Source organism: Rhizobium sp. PRIMUS64 (genome assembly GCF_023006465.1).
Taxonomy (GTDB): Bacteria; Pseudomonadota; Alphaproteobacteria; order Rhizobiales; family Rhizobiaceae; genus Rhizobium; species Rhizobium leguminosarum.
In genome coordinates this window covers 92,067-110,417 of the sequence record NZ_JALBGX010000001.1, presented here as the reverse complement: position 1 = coordinate 110,417, position 18,351 = coordinate 92,067, and the positions used below count along the sequence as shown (strand labels likewise).

Genomic DNA, 18,351 nt, shown 5'->3' with positions numbered 1-18,351 from the left:
GGCCGAGGGCCTAGAGGAGATGACGGCCGCGGCCAAGATATACGAAAATACGAATACATAGCATGTAGCGCTCGATTTCTGGGAGGAGTGAGTATGGCAGGCGTTCAATTCGCGGATGTGCGGAAATCATTCGGGGCATTTCCGGTCATCAAAGGCGTGGATATCGACATTGCCGACGGGGAGTTCGTGATCCTGGTCGGCCCGTCGGGTTGTGGCAAATCCACTCTTCTGCGGATGCTGGCGGGACTTGAAAACATTTCCGGCGGTGAGATCAAGATCGGCGGGCGTGTCGTCAACACGCTGCCGCCCAAGGACCGCGACATCGCCATGGTGTTCCAGAACTATGCGCTCTATCCGCATATGACGGTGCAGCAGAATATGGGCTTCTCGCTGATGCTGAACAAGGCGCCGAAGGCGGAAGCCGAAAAGCGGGTGAAATATGCGGCCGGCATCCTCGGTCTCGACAAATTGCTCGACCGTTATCCGCGCCAGCTTTCCGGCGGCCAGCGCCAGCGTGTCGCCATGGGGCGGGCGATCGTGCGTGATCCGGAAGTCTTCCTGTTCGACGAACCGCTATCCAACCTCGATGCGAAGCTGCGCGTCGCCATGCGCGCCGAGATCAAGGAACTGCACCAGCGGCTGAAAACGACGACGGTCTACGTCACCCACGACCAGATCGAGGCCATGACCATGGCCGACAAGATCGTCGTCATGCATGACGGCGTCGTCGAGCAGATCGGCACGCCGCTCGAACTCTACGACAAACCCGCCAATCTCTTCGTTGGCGGTTTCATCGGCTCACCGGCGATGAACATGATCAAGGGCAGGCTCGACCCCGAAAACCCGACAAGTTTCAAGGCGCCTGACGGCACGGCGCTCCCAGTTTCCAATCCGCCGGCCGACGCCATGGGCCGCGACCTCGTCTACGGGCTTCGCCCGGAATACATCCTGCTCGATGCCAATGGCCTGCCCGGTGAAATCGTGGTGATCGAGCCGACCGGCTATGAGACGCATCTCATCCTCAGGCTCGGCGGCAGCGATCTCAGCTGTGTCTTCCGCGAACGCGTCAACGCGCGGCCAGGCGAGACCCTGCGCGTTGCGATCGACGCCGCGCATGTTCATCTTTTCGATGCCGAGAGCGGCCGGAGATTGACCGACTGACGCCGTCCGGCGGCTGCGCGGGGGCGGAGGAGCCCCTCGTCACCCGCAGGTCGGCTGCACCCTGGTTCAGGGATGCAAGGACCGTCGTTCACCAAGCGGGAGGTGAATGGCGGAGAGTTCGCCCCCGCTGTTTGAAGAGGAGGAATATCATGAGGATTAAGAGACGTGACTTTCTTGCCGCCTCGGCTGCCGTCGCCGGCGCCGCCGGCCTTGGCATTCGGCCATCCCTAGCGCAGGCCGAACCGACCTATACGCCAGAAAGCGGCGCCAGCCTTCGCCTGCTGCGCTGGACACCCTTCGTCAAGGGCGACGAGGAGGCCTGGCTTGCCAACACCAAGAAATTCACCGAAGCGACCGGCGTCGAGGTACGCATCGACAAGGAAAGCTGGGAAGATATCCGCCCGAAGGCGGCCGTTGCGGCCAATGTCGGCTCCGGCCCGGACCTCATCATGTGCTGGTTCGATGACGCCCACCAATATCCCGACAAGCTGGTCGACTTGACCGAGCTCGCCAACTATCTCGGCAACAAGTATGGCGGCTGGTATGACGGTGTGAAGGGCTATGCCGCGCGCGGCGACACCTTCATCGCCATGCCGCTGACCGCAATCGGCAATGCTGTGGTCTATCGCGACACTCACGTCAAGGCGGCCGGTTTCAGCGAGTTCCCGAAAGACACCGCAGGCTTCCTCGAGCTTTGCAAGGCGATGAAAGCCAAGGGCACGCCGGCCGGCTTCCCGCACGGCAAGGCCGTCGGCGACGGCAACAACTACGCCCATTGGCTGCTGTGGAGCCACAACGGCATGATGGTCGACGAAGGCGGGAAGGTGACGATCAACAGCCCGGAAACGCTGGCATCAATCAACTATGCCAAGGAGCTCTACGCGACCTTCATTCCGGGCACGGAAAGCTGGCAGGACGTCAACAACAACCGCGCCTTCCTCGCTGGCCAGGTCTCGCTGATCGCCAACGGCGTCTCGGTCTATTACACCGCCAAGAACGACCCGAAGCTCGCCGAGATCGCCAAGGACATCCGCACGACGAACTTCCCGATCGGTCCTGTCGGCAAGAGCGTCGAGCTTTGCCAGACGAGCTCGCTGCTTCTCTTCAAGCACACCAAATATCCGGAAGCCGCGAAGGCCTACATCAAGTTCATGATGGAAGCCGACCAAATGAATGCCTGGATCCAGGGCTCCAGCGCCTATTGCTGCCAGCCGCTCAAAGCTTTCGCCAAGAACCCGATCTGGACATCCGACCCGATCCACGCGCCTTATGCGCGTGCCTCGGAAAAGTTGCGTCCGAACGGCTATGCCGGCCCACTCGGTTATGCCTCGGCAGCGACCATGGCCGACTACGTTCTGGTCGACATGTACGCGGCGGCCGTCACCGGCCAGATGTCGCCCGAAGATGCGATGAAGGAAGCTGAACGCCGGGCAAACCGCTACTATCGCGTCTGAGCCACGCCTCAAAGCAAGCGGTGTGCCGGCCCTCGGCATGCCGCAAGTCCTCTGCGAGTTCAAACGCAATCTGGGAGATAGGCAATGTCGATGGTGAATTCGGAGGACAGGCGTGGGCCGATCTCTTCGCTCCTGCAGAACAACAATGTGCTCGGCTTCCTGTTCATGCTGCCGGCGGCCGTGTTCCTCGTCTGCTTTCTCACCTATCCGCTGGGGCTCGGCGTCTGGCTCGGCTTCACCGATACAAGGATCGGCCGCGACGGCATCTTCATCGGGCTGGAGAACTACCAGTTCCTGATGGACGACAGCGTCTTCTGGCTATCGGTCTTCAACACCATTCTCTATACCTCCGTCGCCTCGGTGCTGAAATTCGCGCTCGGCCTTTGGCTGGCGATGCTGCTCAACCAGCACCTGCCGTTCAAATCCTTCTTTCGGGCAATCGTGCTGCTTCCCTGGGTCGTGCCGACGGTGCTTTCGGCGCTGGCCTTCTGGTGGATCTATGATTCCCAATTTTCGATCATCTCCTGGTCGCTGATGCAGCTGGGGCTGATCAGCGGACCGATCAACTTCCTTGGCGATCCGATCAATGCGCGCATATCCGTCATCGTCGCCAATGTATGGCGCGGCATTCCGTTCGTGGCGATCTCGCTGCTTGCGGGCCTGCAGACGATACCGGCGTCGCTGCAGGAGGCTGCTTCGCTCGACGGCGCCACGAGCTGGCAGCGTTTTCGCTATGTAACGCTGCCGATGCTGACGCCGATCATCGCCGTCGTGATGACCTTCTCGGTGCTCTTCACCTTTACGGATTTCCAGCTGATCTACGTGCTGACCAAGGGGGGACCCGTCAACGCGACGCATCTGATGGCGACGCTCTCGTTCCAGCGCGGCATTCCGGGCGGTCAACTCGGCGAGGGTGCGGCCATCGCCGTCGCCATGGTGCCCTTCCTGCTCGGCGCAATCATGTTCAGCTTCTTCGGCCTGCAACGGCGCAAATGGCAGCAGGGCGGCCAGGATTAGGGCCACGGCTAGGGCCAAATTGGGGTTAGGGAGAGTGATGATGTCGATAAATTCAAACGCCGCCGATCAGGTCGTGACCGACAATGCCGAAGGCATGAGCTATCTGAACCGGCTGCCGCGGCGGATCGTGATGCTCTACCTGCCGATGGCCGTCTTCGTCTTCGTGCTGCTCTTCCCGTTCTACTGGATGGCGATCACCGCAGTGAAGCCGAACGAGCAGCTGACCGACTATAGCAATTACAGCCCCTTCTGGGTGGTCGGGCCAACGCTCGATCATATCAAATATCTGTTCTTCGAGACGTCCTATCCGGGCTGGCTGTGGAACACGATGCTGGTGGCGGTCTGCTCCACCTTTCTCTCGCTGGTAGCCTCGGTCTTCGGCGCCTATGCCATCGAGCGTGTCCGCTTCACCGGCTCGCGTTCAGTCGGCCTGGTGATCTTCCTTGCCTACCTCGTGCCGCCGTCGATCCTCTTCATCCCGCTTGCCTTCATCGTATTCAAGCTCGGGATCTACGACTCGCGGCTGGCGCTGATCTTCACCTACCCGACCTTCCTCATTCCCTTCTGCACCTGGCTGCTGATGGGCTATTTTCGGTCTATCCCATTCGAGCTGGAGGAAAGCGCGCTGGTGGATGGCGCCAACAGATGGCAGATTCTCACCAAGATCATCCTGCCGCTCGCGGTGCCAGGGCTGATCTCAGCCGGCATCTTCGCCTTCACGCTGTCCTGGAACGAATTCATCTATGCGCTGACTTTCATCCAGTCGTCGGAAAACAAAACCATTCCGGTCGGGGTGCTGACCGAATTGGTGCGCGGCGACGTCTTCGAATGGGGAGCTCTGATGGCAGGTGCGCTGTTCGGCTCGCTCCCGGTGGTCATCCTTTACTCGTTCTTCGTGGACTACTACGTCTCATCGATGACCGGGGCGGTGAAGGAGTGAGAGCCTAGCGCGGGCACGCCCGGTAGCAATGATAGGCGTGTCCGCAGCTTAAATGGGATCAGGGGCCTTCCCATCATGTATCGAAACCTCGTCTTGCCGAGATCGAATAATTGTAAATTGCCGCGTAGCTCGTCGATACGAGCAGCGGAAATGCGATGGTCTTGAGTATTTCCGGTGTACCGGTCGCCGCATGGATCGCCACCAGAATGCTGGCTGAGCCGAGACAAGCAATGAGAGGCGGCGCCCAAAATCGTACCGATCCGACGAAGCGCTTTGAAAGCCAGTCGATCACAGATTTCAGGAAAAGCGTCAGGCAGGCGGATATCGCACCCTGCACAAGGCCAGCATAGAGCGGCAATGGCATGGCGTGTCCAAGATTGGCCAAAACCGCCCAGCTGCCCATTGCCAAAAAGGCGAAGAGAACATGGACAACGCTGCTGCGGAGAAGCCGGTGCAGTCCATTCGGCATCACAACGACCAGCCGTAGCGATGGATGGGCGCCGAGAAGACGAGGAAATCCAGCCTGTCGATCAACACGATCATCTTGCGAGCGCTCTAATGCCTGGCATGCGGAGTGCCTATCCGCGGCTCGAACAGTTGCCTAGGATCGGCGGCGAATTGCTTTAAAGCAATACATTAGGATAGATGAAGCTGGCCATGCATCGGCCGGCGGCGCGGCTCGGGTGCAACAGGGTCAGACCCTGTTCTTCATCGCGGCCCGCAATACATCATTGATCCGATCCTGCCAGCCAGGGCCATTTTCCTGGAAAAAGGCCAGCACATCGCTGTCGATCTTGAGCGAAACCAGCTCCTTGGTATTCGGCAACGCCGGCCGCTCGACAGCTTGTTCCAGCTTCTTCTTCGCGGGTTTGAACAACGCTTCGGCGGCATCCATTGGATTGACAGGTCGGCGGGGCGGGTTTGTCATCGTTGTCACTTTCTATTGCCTGTCGGAGCGACATATGAGCGGCATACGTGATGTCGGCTGCTTCGTCGACTATTTATCTTGTTTTACGAAACGGCGATTTAGCCGACCGGCTCGATCGCCAGCGTGCCGGCGGCAGAGACCGGTCGGCGACTTCGCAGAGACGACCGGATCCGTCGGCGATGATAGGCAGCGGTTAGGGTCGAATTCCCGCTCAAAGGGGAAAGCTGATAATCGTTTGTCCTCAACGGCCCAAGATGCCTTTCATGTCGAAAACAGCGGCATTGTCCTGAACTTCGCGCAGCCCCTTGTAGGAGGCGTGGCGGAGATTGCCGTCATCCGTCCAGCCGCGAAACTCGATTTCAGCGATCAGCGTTGGCTGCACGAAGACGAGGCGTTTGCCCTTCAGGGGAATGACCGGCCGGCTCGTCTTCAATCGGTCGAGCGTCTTTTTCAGATATTCAGCATCCCTGGCACTGAAACCTGTCCCGACCGACCCAACGTAAACCCAGTCGAGGCCTTGTCTGCCGGCCAGCAGCAGGCTGCCGATGCCAGCACGGGCGGAGGCCGACTGCTCATAGCCGACGATCATGAAGCTCTCGCTCTGGACGCATTTTATTTTCAGCCAGTCGCCCGTGCGGCCACTACGGTAGGGGCGGTCGCGATGCTTGGCGATGATGCCTTCCAGATGACGATGGCAGGCGTGCTCGAGAAGGTCTACGGCTGGCAGTTCTAGCTCTTCGGAAATGCGGATCGCCTGATCGCCGCCTTCCGGTATCAGATCTTCAAGCAGGTGCCGGCGTACGTCAAGCTCGGTGCTAGTGAGATCGTGCCCGTCGAGATAGAGAAGGTCGAAGGCGACGAGGATCGATTCGGTCGACACCCGCTTGCCGCCCCGTCCGCCGAGTGAACGCTGCAGGGCGCCAAAATCCGACCGGCCATGATCATCGAGCACAACCGCTTCGCCATCGAGGATGGCAGTGGTTACTCCAAGCTCTTTTGCTGCCGCGACGATGGTGGGGAAGCGGTGGGTCCAGTCATGGCCGCCGCGGGTGATGACCCGCACGCCCTTCGGCTCGATGTGGATTGCCAAGCGGTAGCCGTCCCACTTCACCTCGTAGAGCCAGTCCGGCCCCACAGGCACGGTCGGCTTCAGCAGCGCGAGGCAAGGCTCGACGCGCAACGGCATTGGATCGAAGGGTAGACTGGGCTGGTCAGGATCGCGCTTGCGGATCGGACGAGACTGCAGCTTCGACTGTGACTCGCCAAGCAAGGGCAGAATTGGGCGGCGCGGGTGCTTCATGATCAGGTCTAACACCTCCCCGGGTGCCCTGCTCGGCTTTTTCATCTGCTTCTTCTTCGCGTCGATGGCAACAACGCTACTCAACCAAATCACGCGGCTGATTGTTCCGAGTCGAAACGAATCTCATTTCAAGGACTTAACGCGTCGATGCCTCCCGTATTCCAAGTCCCGAAATCGCTGCCGGATCTGGATTGGCCGAGCAATCGTCGCGTTGGTCGTCCCGGTAAGGCCTCAGTGACATCGAACGCGCTCCGGCCCGGCAATCACCCTCAGCATTCTTCAACGGGCGCTGTACTTCGCGTCGAGATCATCCATGGCCTTGACGTTACCGGCAGAGCGGCCGTTCTCGTCGAAGGTCTGGGCAAGAAACGCATCGGCGATCGACTTTGCCAGCTCCGTTCCGATGACGCGGGCTCCCATGGTGATGATCTGTGCATTGTTGGAAAGTGCTGCACGCTCGGCAGAATAGGTGTCGTGCGTCAGGGCGGCGCGGATTCCCGGAACCTTGTTGGCCGAAATGCAGACGCCGATGCCGGTGCCGCAAACGAGGATCGCCTTGTCGTAGGTGCCGTCGATGACGCCTGAGGCGACACGGTCCGAGAGGTTGGCGTAGAAAGGATCGGCACCGGCGCTCGTGCGCGAGACTTCGTACACGTCGAAACGGTCCTTCAGATGGTCGGCGAGAACCTTGGCGAGGCCTTCGCCGGCGCTGTCTCCTGCAATGGCAAGCTTCATTGTCTTTCTCCTCAGAGTTTGGCGGCGCATTTGGCCAGAATGTCGAGGTATCCTTCGACATTCCAGGCCGAACGGCCGATGAAGAGCCCGTCGATATGCGGGCTCGAGATCAGTTCTTCGCAGTTCTGCGGGTTGACCGACCCGCCATAAAGGCAGGGGATCTTCCGGCCCAGCACAGTTTCGGCAACGGCGATGATTTCAGACTGGCGGGCATCCGCATAATCTGCGCTCGCCGGGATGCCCTTCTCGCCGATCGCCCAGACCGGCTCGTAGGCCAGCAGGATCTCGGCAGCCTTTTGGGCGCCCGAAAGTTTCGAAAGTGCGCCGCGCACCTGGGTCGCGAGGATGTCGGCGGCCTTTCCGCTTTCGCGGTCGGAAAGCGTCTCGCCAATGCAGATCAGCGGGATGAGACCGTGGCGAACGGCCGCTTCGGTCTTCAGACCCACAGTCGCGTCGTTCTCTCCAAAATGTTCGCGCCGCTCGGAATGGCCGAGCTCGACGAGATCGAGATTGCAGTCCTTCAGCATCACCGGCGAGACTTCGCCGGTCCAGGCGCCCTGGTCGGCCCAATGCATGTTCTGAGCGCCGACCTTCACCGAGGTCTTGGCAAGCATCGCCTTGACCTCGCGCACCGCCGTGAAGGGCGGAATGACGAAGCGCTGGATACGCGGGTCGCGCGCGGCATCGGCAGCTTCTAGACCGCGGGCGAAATGCTCGGCTTCAGCAAGCGTCTTGTTCATCTTCCAGCTGGTGCCAATCCAGAAGTGCGGCTTTTCGGTCATGTCGGATCCTGCGTTGATGCAATGGTGAGCGTAATGCCCGCCTGCTCAAATTCCTCCAGGACAGCAGCATCCGGTGCGCTGTCGGTGATAATCGCGTCGAAATCGGCCAGATCCGCCATGACATGCAGGGCGGTGTGGCCGATGCGCTGATGATTGACCAGAAGACAGGTCCTGGTCGATGACGCGATCATCGCCCGCTTGGCGCGCACGACGTTGTCGTCCATGTGATAGGCCAGCCTGCCACTGACGGCAGGCGTTGAAATGAAGGCAATGTCGGCCCTCAGCCGCGACAGTGCCTCCTCGGTGACGACGCCGAGATAGGCGTTGAATTTCGCCGAATAGATGCCGCCAAGTGCGATCAGGGTGATGCCGGTTTCGCCTTTCAGCCGCTCCATGATCGCCGCATTGTTGGTGATCAACGTCAGCGGCCGCTTCTGCAGCAGCATTTCGCCGAGAACGGCCGCCATCGAGCCGTCGTTTACCATCACCGTCATCCCGGGCTCGACCAGTTCCAGCGCGGTCTCAGCCATTGCCAGCTTTGCCTCGTTGCCCTGGCGCTCGCGAATGCGGAAGTCGCTTTCGAACTGCGTTCCGGCGTCAATGGTCGCGCCGCCGCGAACCTTGCGCAGGACGCCCGCCTGCTCGAGATCGTCGAGATCGCGATGGATCGTCATTTTTGACACGGTGAAGCGATCGGCAAGGTCGTCGAGATCGACGGTCTTGTTTTCGACGAGCAGGTTGACGATCAACTGCTGCCGCTCTTCCCGCCTCATCCCGCTCTCCACCCTCGTTTGATGTGAAGATAACGGAGTATGCGTGATAATCAACATTTATTATGTTATTTTGCGATCAAATATTGTTGTCTTTCCATCGCTACTTCAGCAGTGCCTGCGCGGTTCGCTCGTCGGTGATCAGCCCGAAAAGGCGGCGGCTATTCAGAATTGCCCGGATCGCCGCCACTTTCGACTGTCCGCCCGCCAGCGCCACGAGCCGCTCTTTCTTGGTCTTGGGAAAAGACGCGGAGAGCGTGCGCGCCGTCAGCGCGGTGTCGAGGATATGGCCGTCGGCGTCGAAAAAATGTCCGAGGATTTCGCCGACGCCGCCTGCCGCGGCAATGTCGTCAATTTCACCGGGTTCAACCATGCCGGACAAAACAAGCTGCGCCTCGGCATCGACAGTTCCCAGGCCGACGAGCTTCAGGTCGGCGTTATTAGCAAGGTCGAAGACCTCCTTGACGGCACGCTGCGCCTTCAGCACTTCACGGTCATCGCCGGTATTGGCGAAAAAGGGAACCGGCATGACATAGGCATGGGCGCCGGTCTTTTCGGCGATGCGATGCATCACGTCATAGGGATTGGCGCCGTAGTTTCGTGTCAGGCCGCCAAGCAACGAGACGAAACGCAGGTTCTTCGCGCTCACCCGCGGCATATATTGGACGGCGGCGGAAAGCGTGCGGCCATGACCAAGGCCGATCACCGTATTGTCGCCGCGCTCGATCTCGCGCTTGAGATAGCCGGCGCCAGCATGGCCGAGTGCGCGCAGCGGCAAGCCTTCCTCGCCGAGATCAGGTGCGACCTCGCAATATTGAAGCCCGAAGCGTTCCGAAAGCCGCATCTCCAGCTCGACGCATTCGACGATATCCCCGTCGATGGTGACCTTGACGACACCATCGGCGACCGCTCTGGCGATCAGGCGATGGGCCTTTACCGACGGCACGCCGAGGCGGCGCGCAACGTCGGACTGCGTCAGGCCACCGGCATAGTGAAGCCAGGCAGCACGCACGGCAAGCGTATCATCGGCGTCCGTCATCACGGCTCCTTTTCGAAGGTCATGCGGCGATTCCGCCGTATCGCAGTGCTGCCTTTTAAAGATCTCCGCCTCAGATGTTCAAGTCGGCGACGCCGGTGTCGATATGCGGCGCCCAGAAGGCGACACTTTCGGCGATCTGCGGGATGACCTGGCGATCGTTCGGCTCGCGTTCCTTGAAGGAGAGTTCCAGGCAGATTTCATTGTCCTTTGCCCCACCGTCGGCCAGCGCCTGGAGAAGAGGCGCCGGCTGTATGCGGCCTTTGGCGTTGAATTCGGCGGTAAAGGGCCGGTGCCCGCCCTTGTCCATCAAGCTCTGTTTGATGTGGATGATCGGCGATACCGGCGGGACGGCGCGTGCCCAGGCATAGGGGTCGTAGTCATCGGGATCGGCGGAGGTGATGTCGCCATGATCGATATCCGCCATCATCCACATCGGGATGGCCATTCCGGCGGATGTCAGCCGCCCCTGCAGCGACAGGCAGGCGGCGATCGTCTCGCCGAACTCGCGGCCGATGCTCATCGGCTCCCAGAACATGTAGGAGAGGCCTGCAGCGCGCGCATGCTCGGCGACATCGGCCCAACATTCGATGGCGATCTTGATCAGTTCCTCGCGTCTGGCCGGATCGTCGAAGTCCTTATAGGTGAAGATCGCAAATTGCGTGCCGACCGAATGGCCGCCGAGATCGGCGGTGATGTCGGCAAAGGTCTTGAACCAGTCGACGTAGTAGCGGCGCACATCGGCATCCGGATGTCCGAAATGGTTGAGGCGCCCATAGGGGCCTGTCATGCCCGAGGTGACCCGTACGCCGGTGCGCTTCAGGGCAGCGCTCATCGTGCGCGTCAGGCGGCGGATGACGGGCGCCTGCCAGCTCGGATTGATGAATTCGTGGGTCAGTTGGAGGTCGCGGATCCGCAAATCATGCGCAACCGTGTCGATGAGATCATCTGGGTCGGCGAAGCGGTTGACCAGCGGATTGGTATTGAGCGAAAGGGTCAGCGGCATGGCGGCATCCTTCAGGCGGCAGCAAGGCGGGTTGACGCAAACCACTCGCCAAAGGCCACGCGCTCCGCTTCGTTCAGATGGAGATAGTGTTTGGTGCGGCGATAGAGGATGTCCTCGGCCGTTTCGGCCCATTCCGTGGCGACGAGATAGCGGGCCTCGGCCTCATAGAGCTGTCCACCGAAATGCCGCCCGAGCCCTTCCATGCCTGTCGCGCCGGCAACCACATTCCTGGCGCGGGCGCCATAGAGACGGCCGTAGTGATGCACGAGCTTGCGCGGCATCCAGGGATAGATATCGCGCAGGCTGTTGGCAAAGCTCTCGTAGTCGGCATTCGGAATTTCGCCGCCCGGCAGCGGCGCTTTCTCCGTCCAGTCGCCTCCCATGTTCGGGAAGATGTGCTTCAGCCGCTGCATGCCGCGCTCGGCGAGTTCGCGGAATGTGGTGATCTTGCCGCCGAAGACGTTGAGCAGCGGAGCGCCGCCGGTCTCGTCGAGATCGAAGACATAGTCGCGGGTAACGGCCGACGGGTTGCCCTTGCCGTCGTCAAACAGCGGGCGCACGCCGGAGAAGCTGTGCAGCACATCGTGGCGACGCAGCTTTTCCTTGAAGTAGCGATTGACCGCCTTGAGCAGATACTCGATCTCCGTCTCGTCGGCGGAAACATCCTCGGCCCGGCCTTCGTAAGCGATATCGGTCGTCCCGATCAGCGCCTTGTCGCCCTCGTAGGGATTGATGAAAATGACGCGTTTGTCGTGGTTCTGCACCAGATAGGCATTGGCACCTGCCCAGAACTTCGGCACGATGATGTGGCTGCCCTTGACGAGGCGGACGTTGCGGCCGGAGTTCGAGCCGGCGACGCGATTGATGATGTCCATCACCCAGGGGCCGGCGCAGTTCACCAGACATTTGGCACGGAAGGTTCGCGTCTCTCCCGTGGAGTTGCTTTTCGTGACCACGGTCCAACCGCCATTCTCGCGACGGGCCGACACGGCCGGCGAGCGGGTCAGCACCAGAGCGCCGTTTTCTGCTGCGCTCAACGCATTCAAGGTCACGAGGCGGGCGTCGTCGACCCAGCAATCGGAATATTCAAAGCCGCGCGTGTATTGATCGAGGATCGGCGTGCCTTCCGGGTCGCGGCGCAGGTTGAGCGTGCGGGTCCCGGGCAGCTTCTTGCGGCCGCCGAGATGATCATAGAGGAAGAGGCCGAGCCGCACGAGCCATGCCGGGCGATCCTCTGGGCTGTGCGGCAGGACGAAGCGCATCGGCCAGATGATATGCGGCGCGGCATTGAGCAGCACTTCACGCTCGATCAGCGCTTCACGCACCAGACGAAATTCGTAATATTCGAGGTAGCGCAAACCACCATGCACCAGCTTGCCCGAACGCGACGAAGTTCCCTGTGCCAGGTCGTCCTTTTCGCACAGCACAACCTTCAGGCCGCGGCCCGAAGCATCGCGTGCTATCCCCGCGCCGTTGATGCCGCCGCCGATAACGAAGAGATCCAGGAGTTCGGGTTCGGTCATGTCATGCTCCTTCGATGCCTGCTGCATCAGAATTACGCGCCCACCGGCGACGTCGTTGCGGCTTCGGCAAGCTTGTCCCAGGCGGGCGCCATTGCCTGGCGCACATCGGTATAGGCGGAAAAGAGCCGGTCGAACCGGTGGACCTCGTTGGCATCCGGTGTCTCCGGATCGCCGAGCAGCGGCGTCACCCAGTCGGCTATGCAATCGTCCATGCTGGAATAGGCGCCGACAGCCACCGCGGCCATCATCGCCACGCCGGCCGCCCCCGTCTCCTCGCGGCGCGACTGGCGGATCGGTGCGTTAACGGCGGCCGAGAGTGAACGGCGAAGGGCGAGGGAGCGTGTTGCCCCGCCCGTGAGCCGCAATTCTTCGGGCATCGCGCCCATCGCCGCGTAGCAGTCGCGGGTGGCAAGCCCCAACCCTTCGACCACGCTGCGCAGCAGATCGGGGAAGCCGTGACGCATCGAAAGCCCGGTGAAGCCCGCGCGCGCATTGGCGTTGACGAAAGGCCCACGTTCGCCCGCTTCGGAAATATAGGGATGGTAAAGCACCGCCCCCGGTCGGCTTTCTGCAAACCAGCCGTCGATGCGCGCAATGAGGTCTGCATGCGAAGTAGGCTTACCTGCCTCGGCCATCAGATAGGCGGCGACCTCAAGGATCCAGTCGATGTTGATCGTGGCGCCCATATTCGTCTGGACCTGGGTGACGATGCCGGGAATGGGCAGGGCGATCACATAGCCGGTGCCCTCACGATTGAGCTGAACGTCGGCAACGGACTTGGCGCGCAAGTGCACACCGGTCGAGCCGATCGTCGAGCAGGCGGCGTTGCGAGCGCCGCTGCGCACGCCTGCACCGAGCGCCGTCATCACCATGTCGACATAACCGAGGCAGACCGGCGTTCCGGCAAGAAGCCCGCAGGCCTTTGCCGCTTCCGATGTCAGCGGGTGGCTGATCTCGCTGCCGTCGATGATTTCGGGCAGGAGCCCGCGCCTGTGGTCAAGGCCGAGCGCATCGATCACCACTGCATCATACTGGCGCGTTCTGAAATTACCGAAGGTGAAGCTTGCCTCCGATGGATCGGTCGCCCGCACGCCCGTGAGGTTGAGATAGAGCCAGTCCTTGCAGTGCAGCGCCGTCTCCGCCCGATCGAGAAGATCCGGCGTGAAGCGGTCCATATGGGCAAGTTGCGCGCCCTGCTGGCAAGTGTTGAGACCGGTGCCTGTCGCTTCGAAGCGGGCACGGTTCTGCGTTCCGCCGGCAAGCGACGTGACCGTCGGCGCGGCGCGCGCGTCGAGCCACAGCCAGGCATCGGCGACCGGCATATTGCCGCGGCCGACGAGCCAGGTGCCGTCGCCCTGTCCGGTGACGGCGATGGCTGCAGTGCATGATGCGAGATCAGCGACTTTTTCGCCGAGGCCCCGCAACGCGCTGGCGCAATCGAGCCAGGTCTGATCCAGCGACTGCGTTGCCGAGCCATCGTCTCCGGTGGTGTATCTGTTGCGAACGGAGGCGGTGGCAATCTGGCGTCCGGACAGATCAAAGGCGACAGCCTTGATGACCGAGGTGCCGGCATCTATGCCAATGATGATCGTCTGGGTCGATGTCATCCCAGGCCTATCTCGCCACCATCGCAAGCGCCGCGGCGGGCAATACGCGCAACAATTTCATCTGAAGTCCTCCCGATCCCTAAACTCTCTGGGATGATGCATCCGGCTGCCAACGTCGGCCCTTTCACGGGTAACGGCAAGCGCGCCGCCTTTGGCAAATCCCAGATCCGGCGCGCAGCCGCAATCTCCCTAAACTTCGCTCGAAAACATAACATAAAGATACCACAACGCCAGTAAGATTTTTCTAGTGATGTAATTTTTTTCATCTAAAATAGAAGAGTAAGGAGCTTACTTGCGCGCCGCCGGGCTATTGGCGCGCAGCATCGAAAACGGTCATGCGCGCAATGCTCGATCTGTAAAATTTTGCATGAAAAACAGGTACCTGTTGCCATATTTCGGTAGAATGACAAGTGTGAAGGCGTCTGCATTTGCCGTCACTTTTTGCTGCACCGCAGCGCGATGAACAAGATGTGAGGTCGTGCATTTCAGTCGAAGTGGCGTGAATGTGCCGTTGACAGCTTATAAAATATATAACATCATTTACGGCATAAGTAACATACTTCTATCACGGAAGTGCGCTTCCTGATGGAGAATTTGCAGGCCCAGGCGGTTGGAGGAGACAGCTGCCGGTCTTGTTGAGGAGGCTTCCAATGCGAATTTTCGTCCAGAGTTGCGCTCTTGCGGGTGGCCCGCCGGTTTCTGTTCCGGTGCGACGCAATGCTTCAGCGCGCCTGCGATCATCATCGCGCTAGCCCCTCCATCTCGCTATTCCAAGCCAAAGGCCGTCCGACATGAGTACCTCGCCCGATTATGCAGCATCAAAGCCGAGCAGCGGCAATCGCGGGCTCCTTGTCAGCGTGGCGTTGGCGGTCATCGTCGTTGCAGCGATCGCGTTCGATACGACGGTCGTCAAGATCGGTTCCGAAAACGATGTCCGCCAGCAGGCGTTCTCTCCGGAAACCTTCGGCGCTGAGCAGTTCCCGAAGATCAAGGCAAATGTCGAGGAGCGGGCCGCTGCGGCCGCCGATCTCGCGGCCGCCATTGCCGCCGACAAGAAGGCGGCGGCCGAGAAATACGGCACTGCGACGAGCACAGGACCGGTCATTCCCGTCACGCTGACCGGCGTTTTCGGCGCCCGCAAGTCGAACACGAATGAAATGAAGATCGATGGGTTGCCTCCCGAGACGGTGGTCCGTGTCCAGACCGGCCCTGCGGTCAACGGCACGGACCTCCGCGATGCAACCGGCACCATCGAATTCGGCCAGTTTACCAACCAGATCCAGTATCAGGATGCCGGCTCGGCCATCAATAACGAGATGAAGAAGGCGGTTTTTGCGGGCCTGGATCCTGACGCTCTGGACGGAAAGCAGGCGACCGTCGTCGGCGTCTTCAAGCTCATCAACCCGAAGAACTGGCTCGTCACGCCGGTGAAGGTCGAGCTCAAATGAGCCAGCCGCAACGCAGCAACGGGGCGAAAGGCGAGGTCGTCCTCGCAGCCCGCAACATCGCAAAATCCTACGGCAGCGTTCATGCCCTCAAGGGAGTGAACTTCGACATTCATCGCGGCCAGGTCACAACGCTGTTCGGAGAGAACGGCGCGGGCAAGTCGACCTTGATGAAGATCCTTTCGGGTGTCGCGCAGCCAAGCTCCGGCGAGATCATTCTCGACGGCTCGCCGATCAGCTTTAGCTCGTCGACCCATGCGCGCGAGTGCGGGATCTCCATCATCCATCAGGAGCTCAGCCTCGCCCCCAATCTCAGTGTCCGTGACAATATTTTCATGGGCCGGGAGATCATCAAGGGTGGTGTCGTCGACTTCGCTGAAGAGGAGCGTCAGACCCGGGCGCTCATGGAAGAGCTCGAGGAAGACATCGATCCGCAGACGCGCGTCGAGGATCTTCGCCTCGGCCAGCAGCAGATCGTCGAAATTGCGCGGGCACTCTCCATCAATTCGCGCATCCTGATCATGGACGAGCCGACCTCGGCGCTGAGCGCGACGGAGGTGGAAGTGCTCTTCAAAGTCATCCACGACCTGACGAGCCGCGGCGTGTCGATCGTCTACATCTCGCATCATCTGGAAGAGGCGCTACAGATCACCAATCACGCCGTCGTTCTGCGCGACGGAAACATGACGGCCTATGCCGAGCGCAAGGATATCGATCTCGAATGGATCGTCCGCAACATGGTCGGCGAGAATTTCGACCTTGGCAGCCCGCCGCAAGGTCACCCGTTCGGAAACGTCTCGCTTTCCATCGAAAACCTCAGTGTCCCCGGTCCCTCCGGCGCTGCCTATAATGCGGTCGATCGTCTGTCTCTCAAGGTGCGTGCCGGTGAGATCGTCTGCATCTACGGGCTGATGGGCGCCGGGCGCACGGAACTGCTCGAATGCATTGCCGGACGTCTGCGCGCAAGTGGCGGACAGGTTCTGCTCGAAGGACAGGACGTCAGTGGGCTCAGCATCGCCGGGCGCATTGCCAGCGGTCTCGTGCTTGTGCCGGAAGATCGCCAGCGCGACGGCCTCGTCCAGACGATGACGGTCGGCTCCAATCTGTCGCTTGCGAGTATCCGCGCCTTCACCAAAGGGCTTTTCACCTCCGGCCATCGGGAGCGCGATCTCGTCAATGACGCGATCCGGCGGGTGCATGTGAAAACCGATGGCGGTGCAGCTTCGATCGGCTCGCTCTCCGGCGGCAACCAGCAGAAGGTCGTCATCGGCAAGATGCTGGCAACCCAGCCGAAGGTCATCCTGCTCGATGAGCCAAGCCGCGGCATCGACATCGGCGCCAAGGCGGAAGTTTTCAAGTTGCTCGCGGAGCGCGCCAAGCAGGGATTGGCGGTCATCTATTCGACGTCCGAAGTCAATGAATGCCTGAGTATCGCGCACCGCATCATCGTCATGCATCGCGGCAGGATATCGGCCGAGTTCGGCTCGGATGTCACCAAGGAAAAGATCATGGCCGCCTCCGGCGAAGCCGTGGTCGCGCACTAGCCTGGATTATGGAGCACTGATTATGTCAGTCACGAACGTCACCGAGAAGAAATCAGTTTCCAGCGGGCAGAAGCGCAATACCAATATCGTGCGTCTCATCCTGGAAGGCCGGGCCTTCTTCGCGCTGATCGTCATCATCGCGGTCTTCTCGTTCCTGTCGCCCTATTACTTCACGCTGAACAACTTCCTGATCATGGCGTCGCATGTCGCGATCTTCGGCATTCTGGCGATCGGCATGCTGCTCGTCATCCTGAACGGCGGCATCGATCTGTCGGTCGGCTCGACACTCGGGCTTGCAGGCTGCATCGCCGGTTTCCTGATGCAGGGGGTCACGCTCACCTATCTCGGCGTCATCCTCTATCCGCCGGTCTGGGCCGTCGTCGTCATCACATGTGCGCTCGGTGCGCTGGTCGGTGCGGTCAACGGCGTGCTGATCGCCTATCTCAAGGTGCCGGCCTTCGTCGCCTCACTTGGCGTGCTCTACGTGGCCCGCGGTATCGCGCTCCTGATGACCAACGGCCTGACCTACAACAATCTCGGCGGCCGTCCGGAACTCGGCAATACCGGCTTCGACTGGCTGGGCTTCAACCGGCTCGCAGGCATTCCGATCGGGGTCATCGTGCTTGCGGTTCTTGCCATCGTTTGCGGCATCGTGCTGAGCCGCACGGCCTTCGGCCGCTGGCTCTACGCCTCAGGTGGTAACGAGCGTGCCGCTGACCTCTCCGGCGTCCCGGTCAAGCGCGTGAAGATCATCGTCTATGTGCTTTCGGGCGTCTGTGCTGCGATCGCCGGCCTGGTCCTCTCCTCGCAGCTGACCTCTGCTGGTCCGACGGCAGGCACAACCTACGAACTGACGGCGATCGCAGCCGTGGTCATCGGCGGCGCGGCGCTGACCGGCGGCCGCGGTACGGTTCGCGGCACCATGCTCGGCGCCTTCGTTATCGGCTTCCTTTCGGACGGCCTCGTGATCATCGGCGTCTCGGCCTACTGGCAGACGGTATTCACCGGCGCTGTGATCGTTCTCGCCGTCCTCATGAACAGCATCCAATACGGCCGCCGGGTCAAATCGTCCTGATGGCTGAGACCGAAACTTATCCACGACG

17 protein-coding genes are annotated in these 18,351 nt (G+C 60.8%); 7 read left to right on the top strand and 10 right to left on the bottom strand.

The annotated features are described in order from the left end of the window. The first annotated feature begins 93 nt into the window (after positions 1-93). The 4 genes from MOV76_RS00530 to MOV76_RS00515 all read left to right on the top strand — a co-directional run bounded on the left by MOV76_RS00530 (position 94) and on the right by MOV76_RS00515 (position 4,572). Positions 94-1,161 (top strand): ABC transporter ATP-binding protein, encoded by a 1,068-nt coding sequence (locus tag MOV76_RS00530; protein ID WP_018444782.1) that lies wholly within the window; start codon positions 94-96, stop codon positions 1,159-1,161. A gap of 149 nt (positions 1,162-1,310) precedes the next feature. Then, on the top strand, positions 1,311-2,615 hold the full coding sequence (locus MOV76_RS00525; RefSeq protein WP_018444783.1) for an ABC transporter substrate-binding protein: 1,305 nt from the start codon (positions 1,311-1,313) through the stop codon (positions 2,613-2,615). Positions 2,616-2,699: 84 nt separating this feature from the next. Next, on the top strand, positions 2,700-3,632 hold the full coding sequence (locus MOV76_RS00520) for a carbohydrate ABC transporter permease (protein ID WP_003550789.1): 933 nt from the start codon (positions 2,700-2,702) through the stop codon (positions 3,630-3,632). 40 nt (positions 3,633-3,672) lie between these two features. Further along, positions 3,673-4,572 (top strand): carbohydrate ABC transporter permease, encoded by a 900-nt coding sequence (locus tag MOV76_RS00515; RefSeq protein WP_018444785.1) that lies wholly within the window; start codon positions 3,673-3,675, stop codon positions 4,570-4,572. A 73-nt stretch (positions 4,573-4,645) separates the two neighbouring features. Here the strand turns inward: MOV76_RS00515 and MOV76_RS00510 are convergent, their stop codons facing one another. From MOV76_RS00510 to MOV76_RS00465, 10 genes are all read right to left on the bottom strand, one after another. Then, positions 4,646-5,041, bottom strand: a complete 396-nt coding sequence (locus MOV76_RS00510) for a hypothetical protein (RefSeq protein ID WP_247263562.1) — start codon at positions 5,039-5,041, stop codon at positions 4,646-4,648. A gap of 225 nt (positions 5,042-5,266) precedes the next feature. Further along, entirely contained in the window at positions 5,267-5,500 is a 234-nt protein-coding gene (locus MOV76_RS00505; protein ID WP_018245667.1) for a BrnA antitoxin family protein, read from the bottom strand. A gap of 241 nt (positions 5,501-5,741) precedes the next feature. Next, positions 5,742-6,800, bottom strand: a complete 1,059-nt coding sequence (gene ligD / locus MOV76_RS00500; RefSeq protein WP_247263623.1) for a non-homologous end-joining DNA ligase — start codon at positions 6,798-6,800, stop codon at positions 5,742-5,744. 279 nt (positions 6,801-7,079) lie between these two features. Beyond that, the gene (locus MOV76_RS00495) at positions 7,080-7,535 is read right to left on the bottom strand and encodes an RpiB/LacA/LacB family sugar-phosphate isomerase (protein WP_003562478.1); all 456 of its coding nucleotides are present in this window, start codon (positions 7,533-7,535) and stop codon (positions 7,080-7,082) included. An 11-nt stretch (positions 7,536-7,546) separates the two neighbouring features. Continuing rightward, entirely contained in the window at positions 7,547-8,317 is a 771-nt protein-coding gene (locus MOV76_RS00490) for a triose-phosphate isomerase (protein WP_247263561.1), read from the bottom strand. Next, positions 8,314-9,090, bottom strand: coding sequence for a DeoR/GlpR family DNA-binding transcription regulator (locus tag MOV76_RS00485; RefSeq protein WP_018245670.1), 777 nt, complete (start codon positions 9,088-9,090; stop codon positions 8,314-8,316). The genes MOV76_RS00490 and MOV76_RS00485 overlap by 4 nt, the downstream gene beginning before the upstream one ends. 100 nt (positions 9,091-9,190) lie before the next feature. Next, positions 9,191-10,126 (bottom strand): sugar-binding transcriptional regulator, encoded by a 936-nt coding sequence (locus MOV76_RS00480; RefSeq protein ID WP_221948784.1) that lies wholly within the window; start codon positions 10,124-10,126, stop codon positions 9,191-9,193. Between the two features lie 70 nt (positions 10,127-10,196). Beyond that, entirely contained in the window at positions 10,197-11,129 is a 933-nt protein-coding gene (locus tag MOV76_RS00475; protein WP_247263560.1) for a sugar phosphate isomerase/epimerase, read from the bottom strand. Between the two features lie 11 nt (positions 11,130-11,140). Next, positions 11,141-12,652, bottom strand: coding sequence for a glycerol-3-phosphate dehydrogenase (locus tag MOV76_RS00470; protein WP_247263559.1), 1,512 nt, complete (start codon positions 12,650-12,652; stop codon positions 11,141-11,143). Between the two features lie 32 nt (positions 12,653-12,684). Then, a complete protein-coding gene (locus MOV76_RS00465; protein ID WP_247263558.1) occupies positions 12,685-14,259 on the bottom strand; it encodes an FGGY-family carbohydrate kinase in 1,575 nt (524 codons plus the stop codon). Between the two features lie 791 nt (positions 14,260-15,050). Between MOV76_RS00465 and MOV76_RS00460 the strand changes: the two genes are divergently transcribed. From MOV76_RS00460 to MOV76_RS00450, 3 genes are read left to right on the top strand one after another with little or no spacing between them, the layout of a single operon-like run. Continuing rightward, positions 15,051-15,707 carry a DUF2291 domain-containing protein gene (locus tag MOV76_RS00460; RefSeq protein ID WP_247263557.1) on the top strand — a complete coding sequence of 219 codons (657 nt, stop codon included), beginning with the start codon at positions 15,051-15,053 and terminating at the stop codon, positions 15,705-15,707. Then, positions 15,704-17,248 (top strand): sugar ABC transporter ATP-binding protein, encoded by a 1,545-nt coding sequence (locus tag MOV76_RS00455; protein WP_130718956.1) that lies wholly within the window; start codon positions 15,704-15,706, stop codon positions 17,246-17,248. Before MOV76_RS00460 ends, MOV76_RS00455 begins: the two co-directional genes overlap by 4 nt. A 22-nt stretch (positions 17,249-17,270) precedes the next feature. Next, positions 17,271-18,323, top strand: a complete 1,053-nt coding sequence (locus MOV76_RS00450; protein ID WP_018245678.1) for an ABC transporter permease — start codon at positions 17,271-17,273, stop codon at positions 18,321-18,323. The last annotated feature ends 28 nt before the right edge of the window (positions 18,324-18,351 follow it).